Origin of the sequence: Burkholderia guangdongensis (assembly GCF_013403875.1) — a bacterium.
In the GTDB taxonomy this organism is placed as follows: domain Bacteria; phylum Pseudomonadota; class Gammaproteobacteria; order Burkholderiales; family Burkholderiaceae; genus Burkholderia; species Burkholderia guangdongensis.
Map to the genome: position 1 here is coordinate 151748 of NZ_JACBNX010000016.1, position 17207 is coordinate 168954.

General features: G+C 61.6%; 16 protein-coding genes. 12 read left to right on the forward strand and 4 right to left on the reverse strand.

Going from position 1 to position 17207, the window contains the following annotated elements; all coding sequences use genetic code 11:
- Positions 1-442 precede the first annotated feature (442 nt).
- The 8 genes from HZI36_RS16480 (at position 443) to HZI36_RS16515 (ending at position 8856) form a co-directional block, all read left to right on the forward strand.
- Complete coding sequence (locus HZI36_RS16480; RefSeq protein WP_179403715.1) at positions 443-1672, forward strand: CaiB/BaiF CoA transferase family protein; 1230 nt, start codon at positions 443-445, stop codon at positions 1670-1672.
- Positions 1673-1892: 220 nt separating this feature from the next.
- Entirely contained in the window at positions 1893-2360 is a 468-nt protein-coding gene (locus HZI36_RS16485) for a tripartite tricarboxylate transporter TctB family protein (RefSeq protein ID WP_179403716.1), read from the forward strand.
- The gene (locus HZI36_RS16490) at positions 2357-3907 is read left to right on the forward strand and encodes a tripartite tricarboxylate transporter permease (RefSeq protein WP_179403717.1); all 1551 of its coding nucleotides are present in this window, start codon (positions 2357-2359) and stop codon (positions 3905-3907) included. Before HZI36_RS16485 ends, HZI36_RS16490 begins: the two co-directional genes overlap by 4 nt.
- Positions 3908-4135: 228 nt before the next feature.
- Positions 4136-4906: an enoyl-CoA hydratase/isomerase family protein gene (locus HZI36_RS16495; RefSeq protein WP_179403718.1), complete on the forward strand. Its 771-nt coding sequence runs from the start codon at positions 4136-4138 to the stop codon at positions 4904-4906.
- Positions 4845-6167 (forward strand): acyl-CoA dehydrogenase family protein, encoded by a 1323-nt coding sequence (locus HZI36_RS16500; protein ID WP_246327104.1) that lies wholly within the window; start codon positions 4845-4847, stop codon positions 6165-6167. Before HZI36_RS16495 ends, HZI36_RS16500 begins: the two co-directional genes overlap by 62 nt.
- Before the next feature lie 9 nt (positions 6168-6176).
- Positions 6177-7052, forward strand: a complete 876-nt coding sequence (locus HZI36_RS16505; RefSeq protein ID WP_179403719.1) for a 3-hydroxyacyl-CoA dehydrogenase family protein — start codon at positions 6177-6179, stop codon at positions 7050-7052.
- Entirely contained in the window at positions 6950-7738 is a 789-nt protein-coding gene (locus tag HZI36_RS16510) for a 3-hydroxyacyl-CoA dehydrogenase family protein (protein ID WP_246327105.1), read from the forward strand. Before HZI36_RS16505 ends, HZI36_RS16510 begins: the two co-directional genes overlap by 103 nt.
- Positions 7735-8856, forward strand: a complete 1122-nt coding sequence (locus HZI36_RS16515; RefSeq protein ID WP_179403720.1) for a CaiB/BaiF CoA transferase family protein — start codon at positions 7735-7737, stop codon at positions 8854-8856. Before HZI36_RS16510 ends, HZI36_RS16515 begins: the two co-directional genes overlap by 4 nt.
- A 100-nt stretch (positions 8857-8956) precedes the next feature.
- Here the strand turns inward: HZI36_RS16515 and mdtD are convergent, their stop codons facing one another.
- Both mdtD and HZI36_RS16525 read right to left on the reverse strand, forming a co-directional pair.
- A complete protein-coding gene (gene mdtD, locus HZI36_RS16520) occupies positions 8957-10414 on the reverse strand; it encodes a multidrug transporter subunit MdtD (RefSeq protein WP_179403721.1) in 1458 nt (485 codons plus the stop codon).
- Positions 10415-10487: 73 nt separating this feature from the next.
- Positions 10488-11057 (reverse strand): DUF2889 domain-containing protein, encoded by a 570-nt coding sequence (locus HZI36_RS16525; RefSeq protein WP_179403722.1) that lies wholly within the window; start codon positions 11055-11057, stop codon positions 10488-10490.
- A 304-nt stretch (positions 11058-11361) separates the two neighbouring features.
- Here HZI36_RS16525 and HZI36_RS16530 point away from each other — a divergent pair, with 304 nt between their 5' ends.
- From HZI36_RS16530 to HZI36_RS16545, 4 genes are all read left to right on the forward strand, one after another.
- Positions 11362-11850 (forward strand): MaoC/PaaZ C-terminal domain-containing protein, encoded by a 489-nt coding sequence (locus HZI36_RS16530; protein WP_179403723.1) that lies wholly within the window; start codon positions 11362-11364, stop codon positions 11848-11850.
- Between the two features lie 131 nt (positions 11851-11981).
- Positions 11982-13427 carry an NAD-dependent succinate-semialdehyde dehydrogenase gene (locus tag HZI36_RS16535; RefSeq protein ID WP_343050243.1) on the forward strand — a complete coding sequence of 482 codons (1446 nt, stop codon included), beginning with the start codon at positions 11982-11984 and terminating at the stop codon, positions 13425-13427.
- 38 nt (positions 13428-13465) lie between these two features.
- The gene (locus HZI36_RS16540) at positions 13466-13879 is read left to right on the forward strand and encodes a Zn-ribbon domain-containing OB-fold protein (RefSeq protein ID WP_179403725.1); all 414 of its coding nucleotides are present in this window, start codon (positions 13466-13468) and stop codon (positions 13877-13879) included.
- Positions 13880-13889: 10 nt separating this feature from the next.
- Positions 13890-15068, forward strand: coding sequence for a thiolase C-terminal domain-containing protein (locus tag HZI36_RS16545; RefSeq protein ID WP_179403726.1), 1179 nt, complete (start codon positions 13890-13892; stop codon positions 15066-15068).
- A 128-nt stretch (positions 15069-15196) separates the two neighbouring features.
- Here HZI36_RS16545 and HZI36_RS16550 read toward each other — a convergent pair whose 3' ends face one another.
- Positions 15197-15829 (reverse strand): fibronectin type III-like domain-contianing protein, encoded by a 633-nt coding sequence (locus tag HZI36_RS16550; RefSeq protein WP_246327107.1) that lies wholly within the window; start codon positions 15827-15829, stop codon positions 15197-15199.
- 55 nt (positions 15830-15884) lie between these two features.
- On the reverse strand, positions 15885-17063 hold the full coding sequence (locus HZI36_RS16555) for a porin (RefSeq protein ID WP_179403807.1): 1179 nt from the start codon (positions 17061-17063) through the stop codon (positions 15885-15887).
- Positions 17064-17207 lie beyond the last annotated feature (144 nt).

Consider the following 17207-nt stretch of genomic DNA (forward strand, 5'->3'; position numbering starts at 1 on the left):
GCGATCGAGGGTTTCCCCAAGCCGATCGGTGGACATGATCGATACGCACTTTCGCGCCAACTCGGTACGGCTGCGAATAGCAATCAATTTCAGCAAAAGCTATGCCAGCCACCAGTTCGGCTCGGTGGGCGGCAGAATCGCTTGCCGGCGAATGGAAGGTCGGCGTCGGGTAGTCGGTGACGTTGCCGATCGCGATTCGCGAGATCGCGCCCGGCGACGTCGACGCGCCGGACCATCAGGGGCGGGTGTCCGCATCGACGACATGTCCATGTGCTGCGGCGACACGTTGGCCATGTCGACGACACAGCGTGCGAGTCGGGATGTGCCGATGCGAGTCGCGCGGGGCGGGTATTGGCAGACGGGTTCGAGAAGATGATCGGCGGCCGCATGGCATGAGACTTGCCGTGCGAATACCGCTGCTACTCATTTCTTTACGAAAAACATGAACGCTTTCGACTCATTGCCCACTCTCTGCGAGAAAACACCTTTGAAACTGCTCGACGGCGTGCGCGTGCTGGACCTCACTTCGTCCGTTGCAGGACCGTATGCCACCTTGCTGCTCGCGGATTTCGGCGCAACGGTCGTCAAGATCGAGCCACCCGGCCAAGGTGACGACGTGCGTGCGTGGGGCCCCCCCTTTCTTGACGGTGAGTCGCTGTGGTATCTCAGCGTGAACCGCAACAAGCACAGTCTGACGCTCGATTACAGCAAGCCCCAAGGCCTTGAGCTGCTCAAACGCATGGTGGCGAGCGCCGACGTGGTGGTCGTCAACAGGACGGCGCCGATTCAGCGCAAGCTCGGTATCGACTACGCGAGTCTCTGCCAGGTCAACCCGCGGCTGATCCACGCTTCAGTCTCGGGCTTCGGTCTCGATGGCGAGCGCAGCGACATGCCGTGCTACGACCTGATCGCCGAAGGCTATAGCGGCGTGATGGATCTGACCGGCGAGGCGGATAGCGGTCCACAGAAAATCGGCACGCCGGCTGCCGATCTGCTTGCCGGCAGCGATGCGGCGCTTGCGGTGCTCGCGGCGCTCGTCGACCGGAATCGTACCGGGCAGGGACATTGCATCGACGTCTCGATGATCGAGAGCATGACGCGCTTCATGACGCCGCGAATCGTTCCGTATCTCGGCTCGGGCGACGTGCCGCGCCGTTCGGGTGGGCGAGATAGCGTCATCGCCGTCTACCAGGTCTTTGAGGCCGCCGACGCGCCGCTCACGATCGGTTTGGGGAATGACGGCATCTGGAAGCGATTCTGGCGCGCGGTCGGCGAACCGGAATTCGGGCAGGCGGCCTGCTACGCGAGCAACAGCGATCGGCGTCGTTTGCGCGACGAGATTGTCGAGAAGATTCAGTCAATTATTGGCAAGCATCGTCGCGATCACTGGCTCGAGATCTTCCGCGATGCCCGTATCCCGGCCGGTCCGATCAATCGGATCGACGAAGTGGCAGCGGATCCCGAACTGCGTCGCCGCGGATTCTTTTACGCGGTTCCCCGCGGTGACGCGCAGATTCCGCAGGTCGGGCTGGGTATCCATGTCGACGGGAACGCGCATACGTTTCACAAGCCGCCGCCTCGTCTCGGCGAGGACAGTCAGGACGTGCTGCGTGCGTGGCTCGACATCGATGGCGAGACACTTCGACGGCTGAAAGAAGAGGGCATCGTGTGATTCATATCGATAAGCCCGGCCATTGGCACAGTGGCACGTGACTTGCGTGACTGCAATCGATCCTCGGAACCATTCCATATACGTCCGATGGAGGAGACATGACATCGAGATCTTCATTTCAGCGCTCATGCGTCGCGGATGCCGCGCGCGCGTGCGAACGGTATTCCTCTCGATACGGAGAAGTTCGTCGAATCCGTCGCGTGACTGACCGGGAGGCGGTATGGCGCACGTACGCGGCTTGAAAAAGGACGTGTGGGGCGGCCTGCTGATGACGTGTATCGGGATATGGGTCGCCGTCCATTCTATTTCCTATAGCGTCGGCACATTGACGCACATGGGGCCCGGTTATTTCCCGCTGGCGCTCGGCGCGATTCTCGCGCTGACTGGCATTGCGATCGGCATCAAGGGTTTGACGGCGGATTCCGGCCAGCGACGCAGCGCACGCCGGCCAGAGTGGAAAGCATGGATGCTCATTTGCGCCGGCCTCATCGCTTTCATCGTATTCGCCAAATATGTGGGACTCGTCGCCGCGACGTTCGCGACCGTCTTCATTTCGGCGCTCGGTGACAGGGACAATTCGTGGCGCTCCGCGAGTGCGCTGGCGATCGCGATGGTCATCGTCGGCGTCGTCGTATTCGGATGGGCACTGAAGGTTCAACTTCCGCTGTTCAAGTGGGGGGGCGCATGATCTGGCAAACGCTTCACGATCTCTGGTATGGCTTCTCGGTGGCGTTGCTGCCACAGAACCTCATGTGGTCGTTCTTCGGTGTGCTGGTCGGCAACCTGATCGGTGTGTTGCCCGGCATGGGTGCGCTGTCGACGATTGCGATGCTGTTGCCGTTGACCTATACGATGCATGCCGTGCCGGCGTTGCTGATGCTGGCCGGTATCTTCTATGGATCGCAATACGGCGGCGCAATCGGTGCGATTCTTCTGAATCTCCCGTCTCATCCGCCGCACGCAGTGACATGCATCGACGGATATCCGCTGACGCAGCAGGGAAAGGGAGGAACTGCGCTCGGAATAACGATGATCTCGTCATTCTTCGCCGCATCGATCGGCATTGTCGTGATGATCGTCGCATCTCCGCTGCTCGTGAAAGTCGCATTTGAATTCGGGCCCGCCGAGATCTTCTCGATCATGTTGCTCGGATTGATCGCCGGATCGACGATGGCGCGGGGCTCCGCGCTCAAGGGGATCGCGATGACGACGCTCGGTCTGTTGTTCGGTATCGTCGGCACCGATGTCAACACCGGGGTAGAACGATTCACGTTCGGTTTCGTCGATCTGTCCAACCATCTCGAACTCGTTGCACTCGCAATGGGACTGTTCGGTGTGGCAGATTTCCTCCGTAACGTGAACCACGTGCACTTCGTCGGCACGAACGCGAAGGTGCGTCTGCGCGACATGCGACCGTCGCGTGCGGAATTGAAGCGCTCGTTCATGCCGATGGTGCGAGGCACGCTCGTTGGAACGCTGTTCGGCGCGATCCCGGGCACCGGCCCGACGATCACGACGTTTATTGCGTACGCGCTCGAACGCAAGGTCTCGAAAACGCCGGAGCGGTTCGGGCATGGCGCGATCGAGGGAGTGGCGAGCCCCGAAGCGTCCACGCATGCGAAGACGCAAGTGGATTTCATTCCGACGATGAGCCTCGGTATCCCCGGCGACGCGGTAATGGCGCTGCTGCTTGGTGCGTTGCTGATTCAGGGGTATCAACCTGGACCGCAATTAATCACCGAGCACGCCGACCTGTTCTGGGGGTTGATCGCGAGCTTCTGGATCGGCAACGTGTTGTTGCTGATCCTGAACGTGCCAATGATCGGTATCTGGGTGAAGGTGCTCCAGGTGCCATACCGATACATGTACCCGGCGGCGCTGTTCTTTATCGCAGTGGGGGTCTACAGCACCAATAACAGCCTATTCGAAGTAGGCGAGGTATTGGTATTCGGTCTGATAGGTGCGGTGCTGCTGGCGCTCGAGTTTCCGGTCGCGACCATTCTCCTCGGGTACGTGCTGGGCCCGATGGTAGAAGAGAATTTTCGCCGATCGCTACTGCTATCCCGAGGCGACGTGCTCGTATTTTTCGAGCGTCCGATCAGCGCGGCGTTCATGTCCGTCTGCATTGTGCTGGTGGTTGCGCAATTGTTCTTCACATGGCGAGCGAGCAGAAACCGGGGGCAAGCGAAACCGTCGGACGACTTTCGCTCGATCGAGGGCGCCGGGGCTGAATAGTCGGATCGGTGGGGCAGCGCGTCGCTTGGAGCGTGCATGCCGACATGAATGAATGGACCCCGTATCGATCGGCATGCGGTTGTCGCGGCAGGCAACACGATGTCTTCGGTGCGGACATTTCGTACCGTGCAAGCGTCGATGTACGCGAATTCCGGCGTTGGCGCGATGTTTGCTTATTCGTAGACGACGGGCGAAACGTCGCCTTCCAAAAGTGGTCAGGAGAATGGCATGCCGATTCAAACCAGTGTCGAAGGTCCGATTGCGTATATCACGCTGAACCGGCCGGAGGCACTCAACGCACTGAGTTTCGAAGTCCTGCAGGAATTGTCCGATGCGCTCGATCGGGTCGCCGCATCGGACGCGCGCGCGCTGGTGATCACCGGCCGCGGCGAAAAGGCATTCTGCGCGGGCGCGGACATCCGCGAATTGATGGGCCGGGATCTCGTCGCGGAGCGGGACGGGGCATTGTTCGGCCAGGCGACGTTCGTGAAGCTCGATCGTTTGCGCATTCCGTCCATCGCCGTCATTCATGGCTACGCATTCGGCGGCGGTCTCGAGCTGGCAATGGCGTGTACGTTCCGCATCGCAACGGCAAAGGCGAAAGTCGGCTTGCCCGAAATCAAGCTCGGTCTGATTCCCGGTTACGGCGGCACGCAGCGCTTGCCTCGCCTCGTGGGCCAGGCGCGGGCGCTCGACATCGTGATGTCCGGGCGAACCGTCGGTGCCGAGGAGGCGGAGCGTATCGGTCTCGTGAACTGCATCGTCGAGGACGGCGATCCCCGGACGCTCGGGGCGGAGTATGCGCAGCGCTATATCGGCTTCAGCAAGTGCGCGTCGCTGTTCGCGCGCGAAGCCGTGCACCGTGCGGCCGACGTCGATCTCGTCGAAGGACTTCGCATCGAAGCGGATTTGTCGACGCTGGCATACCGCACGCAGGATGCAGCCGAAGGCATGCGCGCTTTCATCGAAAAGCGGCAGCCGGAATTCAAGGACGCCTGACAGGCGGATAAACGCGAGGCGCGCCGACAGTCGCGGTGGACTGGAATGCCCGATATCGACGCGTCAGTGGTTGCCAATTGAATCGGAACATGGAATGAACATACTGGAGAGAATCGATTCTCGCATTCGCCTGGGCGACGATGAGCGGATGATCGTGGACAGCGTGCGGGCACTGGCTCGGGATCGGATCGCGCCTCACGCGGCCGAGTACGATCGTACCGGGACGTTTCCGCAGCAGAATATCGACGCAATCAACGAGCTCGGCCTGAACGCAATGTTCATCCCGGATGCGTACGGCGGTGCGCAGCTGTCGTTCACGTGCTACGCACTGTGCGTGCGCGAGATCGCGAAGGCGTGTGCAGCGACCGGCATTATCTGGGCAACGAATTTCCATGCGATCAAGCCGCTGATCGAGTACGGCAGCGATGCGCAAAAGGCGCGCTTTCTGCCGGCAGTTGCGGGCGGCGCGCTGGCATCGCTGGCGATCACCGAGCCGGGTGCCGGTTCCGACGCGACGGGCATGAGGACGACGTTTCGCGAGGATGGCGACGAGATCGTGATCAACGGCGGCAAGACGTTCATTACCAACGGCGACGTCGCAGATCTGTATCTGCTGTTCGGCAAATGGGAAGGCATCGACGATCCGAAACGCGCGATCTCGGTGCTGATTCTCGAGAAGGGCACGCCGGGTCTGAGCGTGATCGGCGTCGAGGACAAGATGGGCACTCGCGCATCGGGGACGGCGACGCTGTCGTTCGACAACTGCCGCGTACCTCGCGGGAATCTGGTTGGAGAACCTGGCGACGGGTTGCGAATTCTGCTGGGTTCGCTGAACCGCTCCCGGCCCAGCGTTGCCGCTCATGCGCTCGGTATCGCGCGGGGTGCGTTCGAGGATGCGGTTGCGTACATCAACGAGCGCAAGCAATCTGGCCGCAAAGTGATCGAGTTCCAGGGCATTCAATTCATGCTGGCTGATCTCGCATCGGAGCTCGCACTGTGTGAATCATGGCTTTGGCTGGTCGCCGGGATGATCGACGCCGGCGAAACGGAATTCGGCATCGAAGCGTCGATGCTCAAGATGCGTGCATCGGACGCGGCGATGCGCATTACCACGGATGCGGTCCAATTGCTCGGTGGCTACGGATATTGCTCGGACTATCGCGTCGAGCGGCTGATGCGTGACGCGAAGATCACGCAGATCTGGGAGGGAACCAATCAGGTTCATCGCCAGCTGATCGGACGCAGCTTTATTCTCAAATAGGAGACGCGCATGGCGCAAATCAAGACAGTCGGAATCGCAGGTAGCGGAACGATGGGCACCGGTATCGCGATCGTCGCGGCCCGGGCCGGGTTCGTGACGCGCGTGTATGACACGCGGCAGGACGCGCTCGAGCGCACACGCGGCCAGACCGAAAGCTTCCTGAAGAAGTCGGCGGAGCGCGGCAAGCTTCCCGCCGACGCAGTGCCGGAAATCATGTCCCGTTGGCACGGGACGACGAAGCTCGACGATCTCGCCGATTGCGACGTCGTGATCGAGGCCGTGTTCGAGGATCTTGCCGTCAAGCATCAGCTGTTCAGTACGCTGGACAAGGTGTGCCCCGCGCATACGCTGTTCGCGTCGAACACGTCGACGATCTCGATTACCGAGATCGCTGGCGGCTCGGGCCGGCCGGATCGTTTCGTGGGCATGCATTTCTGCTTGCCGGCTCAACTGATGAAGCTGATCGAAATGTCGCCCGGGCTGAACACGAGCGACGAGGCGTTCGAGCGCGCATGGGCGTTTGCCGAAGCACTGGGTCAGCGGCCGGTCCGGACTCAGGACACGCCGGGTTTCATCCTCAACTACTTCCTGATTCCGTTCAACAACGACGCGATCCGGCTCGTCGAGCAGGGTGTGGCGGAGCCGGCCGACATCGACAAGGCCATCAAGACCGCGCTTGGGTATCCGATGGGCCCGCTGGAATTGCTCGATTTGGTCGGCCTGGATACGCAGCGTCTGCTGTGCGAAGCGATGCACGGACTCACGCACGAGCCGCGCGCCGCATGCCCGCCGCTCGTCAGGCGCATGATCGCGGCGGGCCGCCTCGGCAAGAAGACGGGGCAAGGCTTCCATACGTACAACGACACGAAGATGTTTGGAGCATGACGATGAGTTATCGCATTATCCAGAACGGCGGGAGCCGTTCCTTTCACGGCGGTCACGCGTTTGTCGAAGCGGCGCGCGACGACGCGGCGGCACGCGTTTATGTCGGCTCGGAGGCCGGCGCGGCGTTCACGAGTGACAAACAGGGTGGCTGGAACCCGGCAGACGCGCCTTTCGTTCTGGTGGAACTTGGGCACGAGTGCCTCGCGGTTCACACCGGCGATTCTGCATCGGCCGACCAGCGTGGAGGCGCAGCACCGAACGTGTTCGGCTTTGCGCGCTTTCGACTCGGCGATGCCGAGCCGAGCAAGCTGATCGAGCTTGTCAAGCCGGCTCAATCCGATGATGCAGCGCTTGCGCAGGCGAAGCAGGCATTCGAGGTGGCCGGTTTCGTCGTCGCCGTGTGCGGCGACTTTCCCGGTCGGATCGTCGATCGGCTCGTGCGGCCGTATTACAACGCAACGCTGCGTCGTCTCGACGAGAAGCTGGCGACCGCATCCGATCTCGACACGACGCTGCGCCTCGGGCTCGGTTATCCGGAGGGGCCGATCGCGCTGCTCGAGCGTACCGGCCTGAGTCATCACTACCGCGTGACGCAAGCGCTTTACGAAGCACTCGGCGACAGCGCGTATGCGCCTGCGCGGCGGGCTCAAGTCGCACATCAGCGTGTGGAGGGCGGCGAGCGATGAATCAGCCGCTGAAGGGTGTCAAAGTCGTCGATTTGAGCACGCTGTTGCCCGGTCCGCTATGCACGCTGCTCCTGGCCGAAGCCGGCGCGGATGTCGTCAAGGTCGAGAGGCCGTCCGGCGGCGACGAGATGCGTTCGTACGTACCGAAGGCCGGGACCGACAGCGTCAACTTCGGCATGCTGAACCGCGGCAAACGGTCGGTGGCGCTCGATCTGAAGAGCGACGCGGGTCGAGATGCGGTCCTTGCGCTGATTGACGATGCGGACGTGCTGGTCGAGCAGTTTCGACCAGGCGTCATGGCGCGTCTTGGTCTAGGTTACGAGCAAGTGGCGGAACGAAATCCGCGTGTCGTTTATTGCTCGATCACCGGCTATGGCCAAAACGGACCGAAGGCGGGCGTCGCCGCTCACGACCTCAACTATCTCGCGGAAACCGGGATGCTGGCGCTGTCCTGTGGCTCGGACGGCGCGCCCGTGCTGCCGCCGGCACTGATCGCCGACATCGGCGGCGGAGCGTACCCCGCGGTCATCAACATCCTGCTGGCGCTGAAGCAGCGTGACGCGACGGGAAAGGGCTGCCGACTGGACATCTCGATGGCCGACAACCTGTTCACGTTCATGTACTGGGCGTTGGGCAATGGCACGACGGGCAACGGCTGGCCCACGCCGGGCGGCGAACTGGTGACCGGCGGCACCGCACGGTACCAGATTTACAAGACGTTCGACGCCCAGTATCTCGCCGCTGCTCCGCTGGAAGACAAATTCTGGAAAAATTTCACCGAGGTGATCGGCGCGCCGGAACTGGCGACGAAGAACGGCGCCGAGCCCGGCGTCAAACAGCGTGTGGCGGAACTGATCGCCGGCCAGACTGCCGATACGTGGCTTGGGCGTTTCGCGGGGACCGACACGTGCACGGTGCGTGTCGTCTCGCTGGAGCAGGCGGTCACGGATCCGCACTTCGTCGGCCGGCGGCTGTTCGATCGTCAAGTGCAGATGCCGGGCGGGCAGGTCATCGATGCGCTCCCGGTACCGATCGTCGACGCGTTTCGCAGCGACGCTTCAATCGGCAACGCCCCGGCACTTGAAGCGAGCGTCGGCAGTGCCGGACGCGACGAGTAAGCAACGACGGTGATGTGCCGTCTGACTTCGGGGGCTGTGCGCCCCCTCTTTTTTGTCGAATGCCACGCGATTCGAGCGCACTTCGGAACGCCGCGCCGAATCATACCTCTTCGGCGGGGTCAGTGCGAAGGCTGACCACGCGCGCTTCCGGTGTCAACTGCGCAAAGATCAGTGCGGACGACGCAGTGATGAGACCAATGCAGGCAAAGGTCGCGTGAAAGGCCGTCAGCGTCTGGGAATGCGTGTGGTGGCCGAACATCTCCGTGAACTGGTCGAGCAAAGTACCCGCAATCGTCACGCCGAGGCTCATCGACAGCATTTGCGTCAGCGAGAAGAGGCTGTTGCCGCTGCTTGCGCGGACCGTTCCCAGATCCCTCAGCGTGATCGCGTTCATCGCGGTGAACTGCGTCGCGTTGACCGCGCCGAACAGTGCAAACCACGCGACGTGGAGCCATAGCGGTTGCGACGGCGATATCAGTGCGAAGCTCGACATGGCCAAACCCATTGCCAGCGTATTGGCCTGGAGAACCGTGCGATAGCCGTAAGCAGTGATCAAACGAACGGCCGGCGGCCTGCATACCATGCCGGCCGCCGCAACCGGCAGCATCATCATGCCAGCGTGAAACGGAGAGTATCCGAGGCTCACCTGGAGCAAGAGCGGCAGCAGATAGGGCATTGCCCCTGCGCCAATTCTCGCCAATAAATTACCTAACAGGCCGATTCTGAACGTGCGGATGTCGAATAGCTTCAGCGAAAACAGCGGATCCGGGATGCGCGTCGCACGGAAGCCGTACGTGACGATGCCGGCGAATGCCAGCGCGACGAGACTGACCACCGCGTGACGCGTGAGCCCGAATTCTGCAATTCCATCGAGCGCCAGCGTGATCGACAGCATCGAGACGGCGAGCATCAGATAACCGGGGAGATCGAATCGCCCGACGGAAGGCTGCGGCTCTCCGTGCATGTAGATCGCCGTCGCAGCGCATCCGACCGCGCCGATCGGGACATTGATCAGGAATACCCAGTGCCAGGACGCGGCCTCGGTGAGCCAGCCTCCGAGCATCGGACCGATCAGTGGCCCGATCAGGCCGGGGATAGCAATGAACGTGAGGGCCGGCAGGTAGCGTTCGCGCGGAAACGAACGAATGACGGCGAGCCGCCCGATCGGCAACAGCATCGCCCCTCCTATGCCCTGCACGACGCGGAACAGCACCAATTGCCACAGCGTTTGCGCGTTCGCGCACAACAGCGATCCGAGCGTGAAGATGACGATCGCGAAGAAAAACACCCGGCGTGTGCCGAGCCTGTCCGCGAGAAATCCGGAAATCGGAATCATCAGAGCCATGGTGAGCGAATAGGCGATGACCACCGATTGCATATGAAGGGGTGCTTCGCCGAGGCTGCGCGCCATGCCGGGAAGCGCGGTGTTGACGATCGTGGTATCGAGCGTCTGCATGAAGAATCCGGAGGCGACCAGCCAGAGCGTGATCGTCAGCTTGCGTTCATGTGCGCTGCTCGTCGTACGATTGCGTTGTCGCGGTTGGGGAGTGTCGCCCATGATGGTTGCGATGTGCTGATGAGGGTGGAAGTGGGTGACGGCCGATGTGATTGCATGGGAACAACGGCACGCGTCAGTCGGCAGCGGACTGCGTCGTGGGTTTGAAGTGCTGAGGCCACCGCTGCTTCACGACGTCGCGATGATCCGCATAGGCATAGCAGCTGTTCAGGATGGAAGGTTTGCCATTCGCGTCGACGAACTGGCTCGGCGCACCTTTCACACCTCGAACCCCTTGCATCATGGTCGTCGCGAGCGGAATCAGTACTTCCCTCAGGTGAGTGCAGCTCGTCGCTCCCCGCAGGCTGTCTTTGACGACGGACGACCACCCCTTGCCGATGCGTTGCCCCACGAGCACGTTCAGCGTCGTCTCGGCTTCCTTGCACAATGCGAACGGCGTAGCGTCCGATGCCGCTTCGACGTAGTGAATGATGTATTGATCGTCGACGGTGACGCGAACCCAGAGGTCGTGCAGAGGCACACCGGCCGGTAGCGGATCCGGACGGCCCGAATGCTGGAAATCGAACGGCTTGGTATCGACGAGATGTGCTTCGACATCGTAGAGACCGTCGTCGCGCGCGTACGTCCTCATATCGATCACGCGTTGATGGAGCTCGCGGCGGCCGCTTGGTTCGGATAAAGGCACTGAGGAGTCTCCCGGAAGTGAAGGGTGTCGATCCACTCGGCGGGATCGGGCATGTCTTTCGGAACGTCAGCAAGCGTCGTGCCACACCCGGTTTGGCACAGCGGCCAGTGTCCGCAAGGGGCGATCCATTTACGAAGGCGGTTACGAGTGTCGACGACGAGGACACGGTGTCGTCGGACGTGACACAGGACGCTCTGCGCGGGCGCCGCTGGCCACATGTGACGCGAGTGTCGCTCGACGATATCGGGGAGGCACGATGATTGCTTGATTGGCTGCGATATTCATTCACGCAAGGAGATCGGCAATGTCGACCAGGCGAGGGTTGTACTGGGAGGATTTCGAAGTAGGTAAGGTCATTCACACACCGGCTCGCACGATTACCTCGACCGACATCGTGAATTTCGCCTGCTTGACTGGCGATTTCAATGAAGTCCACACGAATTGGGAGTACTGCAAGACGACCCAGTTCGGCGAGCCGATTGCCCATGGTCCGCTGATCTACGGAGTTATGGGGGGGCTGCAATACGCGAGCGGCGTCAACGATGGCACGTTGCTCGCGCTGCTTCAGGTCGACAAGTGGCGGATGCTCGCGCCGGTCAAGCATGGCGATACGCTGCATGCCGAGATGACGGTCGTCGAACGCAAGGAATCCAGCAAACCGGACCGCGGGACGGTCAAGATGGAGCGCCGCTTTGTGCGACAAGACGGGACCGTCGTGCAGCAGATGGAAGTGACGCTGCTTTATCGCCGTCGGCCTACGGACGTCAGCGAATCTGCATCGGGCGCTACCTGAATCGCTTGGTAGGCATCCGGTGCGGGCGGAGCATTGAGCAAACACGGGACGAAAGGGGCCACTGCCGATCGCCGGCGGGCCAAATCAAGGAATGTGAGATGTCGGACTTGAGGTCGAACGTGCATCAAACGATGGCTCGTCGAGCGTATCCTCGCATCGGGCTACATATCGACGGTGAGTGGATTTACGATCGCGCTGCGTGTCACGCCGTCGAAAATCCTAGCGACGAAAGTATGCTAGGTCCGGTCCCGCGCGCGACACCGGAGGATCTCGAACGCGCATCGAGCGCGGCGTATCGAGCGTTCGGGGTCTGGCGGGATACGGCGCCGGACGAACGCGCGGCGTTGTTGCTTCGCGTCGCCGATTTGCTGCGCGAACGCGTCGATGCCATCGCATCGATCATTACGCTGGAGCAGGGCAAACCCATTGCGGACGCACGAGCAGAAGTCGAGCGCGCACACACGTTCCTCGAGTGGGATGCCGCGCAACTGCTTCGCACCTACGGTACTGTCGCTCCGTCCGAACGGGGCATGCTGTGCATGGTCGTCCGGCAGCCGATTGGGCCGGTGGCGGCATTCACTCCGTGGAATGTGCCGATCAGCTCTCCATCAAGGAAGATCGGCGGTGCGTTGGCGGCGGGTTGCTCGATCGTCATCAAGGCGGCCGAAGAAACGCCCGGCGCTGCGTGCGCATTCGTTCAGTGCTTTATCGACGCTGGTCTGCCGCCGGGCGTACTCAATCTCGTGTTCGGCGACCCGGCCGAAATTTCCTCGACCCTGATTGAGTCGCCGGCGATCCGAATGATCACGCTGACCGGTTCAGTGCAGGTCGGCATGCATCTTTCTCGGCTTGCCGGCGCTGCGATGAAGCCGGTGCTGATGGAGCTGGGAGGGCATGCGCCCGTTCTCGTCTGCGACGACGTCGATGCCGCGCAAGTCGCGCGCATCGCGGTGGCGGCGAAGATGCGCATGGCCGGCCAGATCTGCGCATCGCCTTCGCGCTTCATCGTGCATGAGCGCGTATATGCAGATTTCGTGGAGGCGTTCGCCGCAGCGGCCAATGAAATTCGCGTCGGCGACGGATTCGAGCCGAACGTTCGGATGGGACCGGTGATCAACGCGCGCCGGCTCGCCGCGATGGAATCGCTTGTCGCCGACGCCAAAGCTGCTGGTGCGCGCGTTGCCGCCGGCGGACACCGAGTCGGCGAACGCGGCTACTTTTACGCGCCGACAGTACTCGCCGACGTGCCCATGCACGCGAAGGCGATGAGTACCGAGCCGTTTGGTCCGCTCGGGGCATGCGTTTCCGTGAAGAACGTGAGCGACGGCCTAGCCGTCGCGAATAGCCTGTCGGTCGGTCTGGCCGCCTACGCGTTCACGAACTCGATGCACGACGCCGAGCGCTTTACGCGTGAATTGGAGTGCGGCGTGTTGTCGATCAATCATTTCGGCGTTCCAGGGGCGGACATGCCGTTCGGCGGCGTCAAGGACAGCGGGATCGGGCGCGAAGGCGGCGTGGAATCGCTTGACGCCTACATGGTGAGCAAGACGGTGCTGCAGAAGATGGCGCGTGTTTGACCGCGCCGGTTGATGACGAAACACGATGGAGACTGACTATGGAAGTAGCCCCTCTGCCCGCTCCGGTCGCGAACGCCGATTCGCAGCCGTACTGGGACGCCGCGCGAGAGCGGCGCCTGCTGATTCGCAAATGCAATGCGTGTGGAACGACACACTTCATGCCGCGGTACCTGTGCCCGAGCTGTTGGTCCGACCAGCTCGACTGGGTTGAAAGCCGCGGGGCTGGTAGCGTGCATAGTTTCACGATCATTCGGCGCGCACCGCTGGCATCGTTCGGGGCGCACGCGCCTTATGTCGTGGCCCTGATCGATCTCGACGAGGGCCCCCGGATGCTGACCAATATCGTCGGTGACGATGCGTTGTTCGTCCGAATTGGCGACCGGGTCGGCATCACGTTCGAGGATCGCGGCGATGGCGCGATGCTTCCGCAATTCCATCGGGTCAACGCTTGAGGTCCACGGTATGAAGAAAGCTTCATCGCTGAAGAACAAAATCGCCATCGTCGGTGTCGGCGAATCCGAAATCGGTCGAGTACCGCACATGACCGGACTCGGTCTGAACGCTCAGGCGGCAAAGCGCGCGCTCGATGACGCGGGTCTCCAACTGTCGGACATTGACGGCGTACTGACCGCCTATTCGTTCACCGAGCCTTACTTCATGCTCGGCTCGGTGCTTTGCGAATATTTGGGAATCAAGCCTCGATTCAACGCGTCGCTGGTGACGGGCGGGGCGAGTCCGGCCGTGATGCTCAAGCATGCGGCAGAAGCGATCGCATCGGGGCAGGCTGAAACCATCCTGATCTGCGCCGGGGAAAATCGCGCGACCGGTCTCACGCGCGACGCAGCGGTCGCATCGCTGATGGCGGTGGGGCATCCCTATTTCGAGCAACCCTACGGGACGTCCATTCCCGGGTTCTATGCGATGATCGCGCAGCGGTACATGCATGAGTTGGGCACCACGCGCGAGCAGTTGGCACACGTTGCGGTGAACACCCGCCAGCATGCGCTGCTGCATCCGAACGCCCACATGAAAGCGCCGCTGACGATCGAGCAGGTATTGACGGCCAAGCCGATTGCGGATCCGCTCGGGATGCTCGACTGCTGCCTGATTTCGGACGCGGGCGGCGCGTTCATCGTCACGTCGGCGGAACGTGCAGCCGATTTGAAGGCTACGCCGATCTACCTGCAAGGGATCGGTGAATATCACACTCACGAGCATCTGATGTGCGCGCCGAGTCTGACCGAGTTCGGCGCCACGGAATCGGGACGCATTGCGTACGAAATGGCGGGCCTCGGCCCCGGCGATATCGACGTTGCCGAGCTGTACGACTGCTTCACGATCGTCCCCATCATCGAAATGGAAGAGCTCGGCCTGTGCAAACGCGGTGAGGGCGGCGCCTTCTTTGCCGAAGGGCATGCGCGTATCGGTGGACAACTGCCGATCAATACGCACGGCGGCATGCTCTCTCACGCTCACGCTGGCGCGGCGGGCGGTCTTTTCGCCATCGTGGAGGCGGTGCGCCAATTGCGGGGCGGTCTCGGGGCGCGCCAGGTCGAAGGTGCGGAAGTCGCGCTGGTGCACAACGAAGGTGGGATACTCTCATCCCATTGCACCGTCATTCTCGCGAACGCAATGGGTTGACGTCCTCCGCGGTTTCCGAACAACCCGATCCTATATCGCGATCGCGTGCCCGAGAGAGAGCGTGGTGGTACTCCCGGGCACCCGATCGATCGTCGTTACAGCGGTTGCATTGCGCTCAAAACGACAGCTTACGTCTGTGCGTTGGGGGCGTGGGACGATCTGGCAGCAGTCAGCGTGTAGCTTCCGGGGTTGACCTGCCATGCATGCGCATCCGAATTACATGTCACGAAGCGTCTGGCCGGAACTGCGACGCTGATCTGCCGAGCCTGCCCAAGCTGCAGCATCACCTTCGTCCATCCGACGAGCCGTTGCGACGGCTCGCCGAGACCGGCCGGAAGCGACGCATAGATTTGCGCGACTTCAGCGTCAGTGCGAGCGTCGGAATTCGTGACGGTAAGCTCGACGGTCACGTTGTCGGCGCCGTCGCGCTGGGCGGTCATCCCTGAGTAGGCAAACGTCGTGTACGGCAACCCGAAGCGGAACGGAAACAACGGCCGGACGTTCTTGGCGTCGTACCAGCGATAGCCAAGAAGCAAGCCTTCGCCATAACTGACGTTCAGGTTGTTTGGATCGATTGACGACTGCGGGAGATCCGCGTCCTGCTGCGCAAACGTGATCGGCAGCTTGCCTGACGGGTTCGCATTGCCAAACAGCACGTCGGCAATGGCCTGACCGCCCGCTCTCGAACGGGTATCGGCGAGCGGTCGGTCATGAGTGGCGGATAAACGCCCGTTCATGGAAGCGGCGAAGGAAAAATGCAAAAAATTGCACGCGGCGCGGCTGCTTCGACGCGGCCGCGTGCAATCCGGCACAAAGTTAGAACCGATGCCGCAGCGATGCGCGGATCAGGAATTGATGATTGTTCGACGAATCGCCAAGGTTGTCGATGTCGGCGACGGCGGGAGCGCCTGTCGACGACGTGCCGGACGCGCGCTGCCAGCCCACCGTTCCATAAATATCGGTTCGCTTGGAAAGCAAGTAGTCCGCCAAAATGGAAACTTGATTGTAGTGTTGGCCGCCTACTGTCGAGCCAGTTGCCGTATGCACCGCTCGACCATTCAGATAGTCATAGGCGACGCCGGCGAAAAAGGTGGGGGCGAATTGATACTGTGCGCCCACATCGAAATTGTTGAAACGCGCGGAGCTGCTCATGAATCCGGCGCCAAGTTGCCCGTATTGAACGTTCGAGTAGGATGCCGCGAGCGTCAATGCACCGATTTTGTAGTTGGCAGCGACGAGGGCGGTCTGATAGGCTTGCGCGCTCTTGTATCCCTTATTGAGCGAAAGAGCCAACGGTGAGGCACCGCTCACGTTATCGGTGAAGAAGCCGGATCCGGCGGTCGCCGCGGTCGGATTCTTGAAGTATTCGAAGCCGGCGCCGATCTGGAGCGGACCGTATTGATAGGACGTTCCCAAAGAATACCCACTGTTGGCGGTGAAATTCCCCGCAACGCCGCCGATACTGTATTCACCGCCAAACTTCAGGCCGTTGAAATTCGGGCTCATATAACGAATGGTGTTGTTGACGCGCACTGTGTTCGCACCATTGTCGATGTCCCCCGGGTGGGTCGCGGCAGGGCCACCGATCAAGGACGCCGCGGTCAGCGGTTCGGGGAAATAGTAGATCATGTCGTACTGGCGGCCGAGCGTGAGGCTGCCGAGGCGGTCACTGCTCAGACCGACGAAAGCCTGACGGCCAAACGCGGTGCCCCCTTGGCCGAACGCGCCGGTGTTCACGTTGACCCCGGATTCGAGCGTGAAGATCGCTTTGAGGCCACCGCCCAGGTCTTCACTGCCGGTCATCCCCCAACGGCTGCCAAAGACGCCGCTCAGCGAATCGAGAAAGACTCGCCTGCCGCCCTCGTTGTTGTTCTGAAACATGACACCTTCGTCGATGACGCCGTACAGCGTGACGTTGCTTTGAGCGTGTGCTGCGGCTGAAAACGCGCCGACGAGGGAGGCGCAAAGAAGTTGTCGCTTGAATGTCTTGTTCATAGTTCGGTATACGAAATAATCGTGTGAATATTTGGAATCGATGAGCCGGTAATTGCTGCGGTAAAGCTCGGGTGCGATACCTACCCCTGAGAACCGGCGAATCCGTTGAATGCTGAAGGAACATCTGCGAGCACGAACTATCTG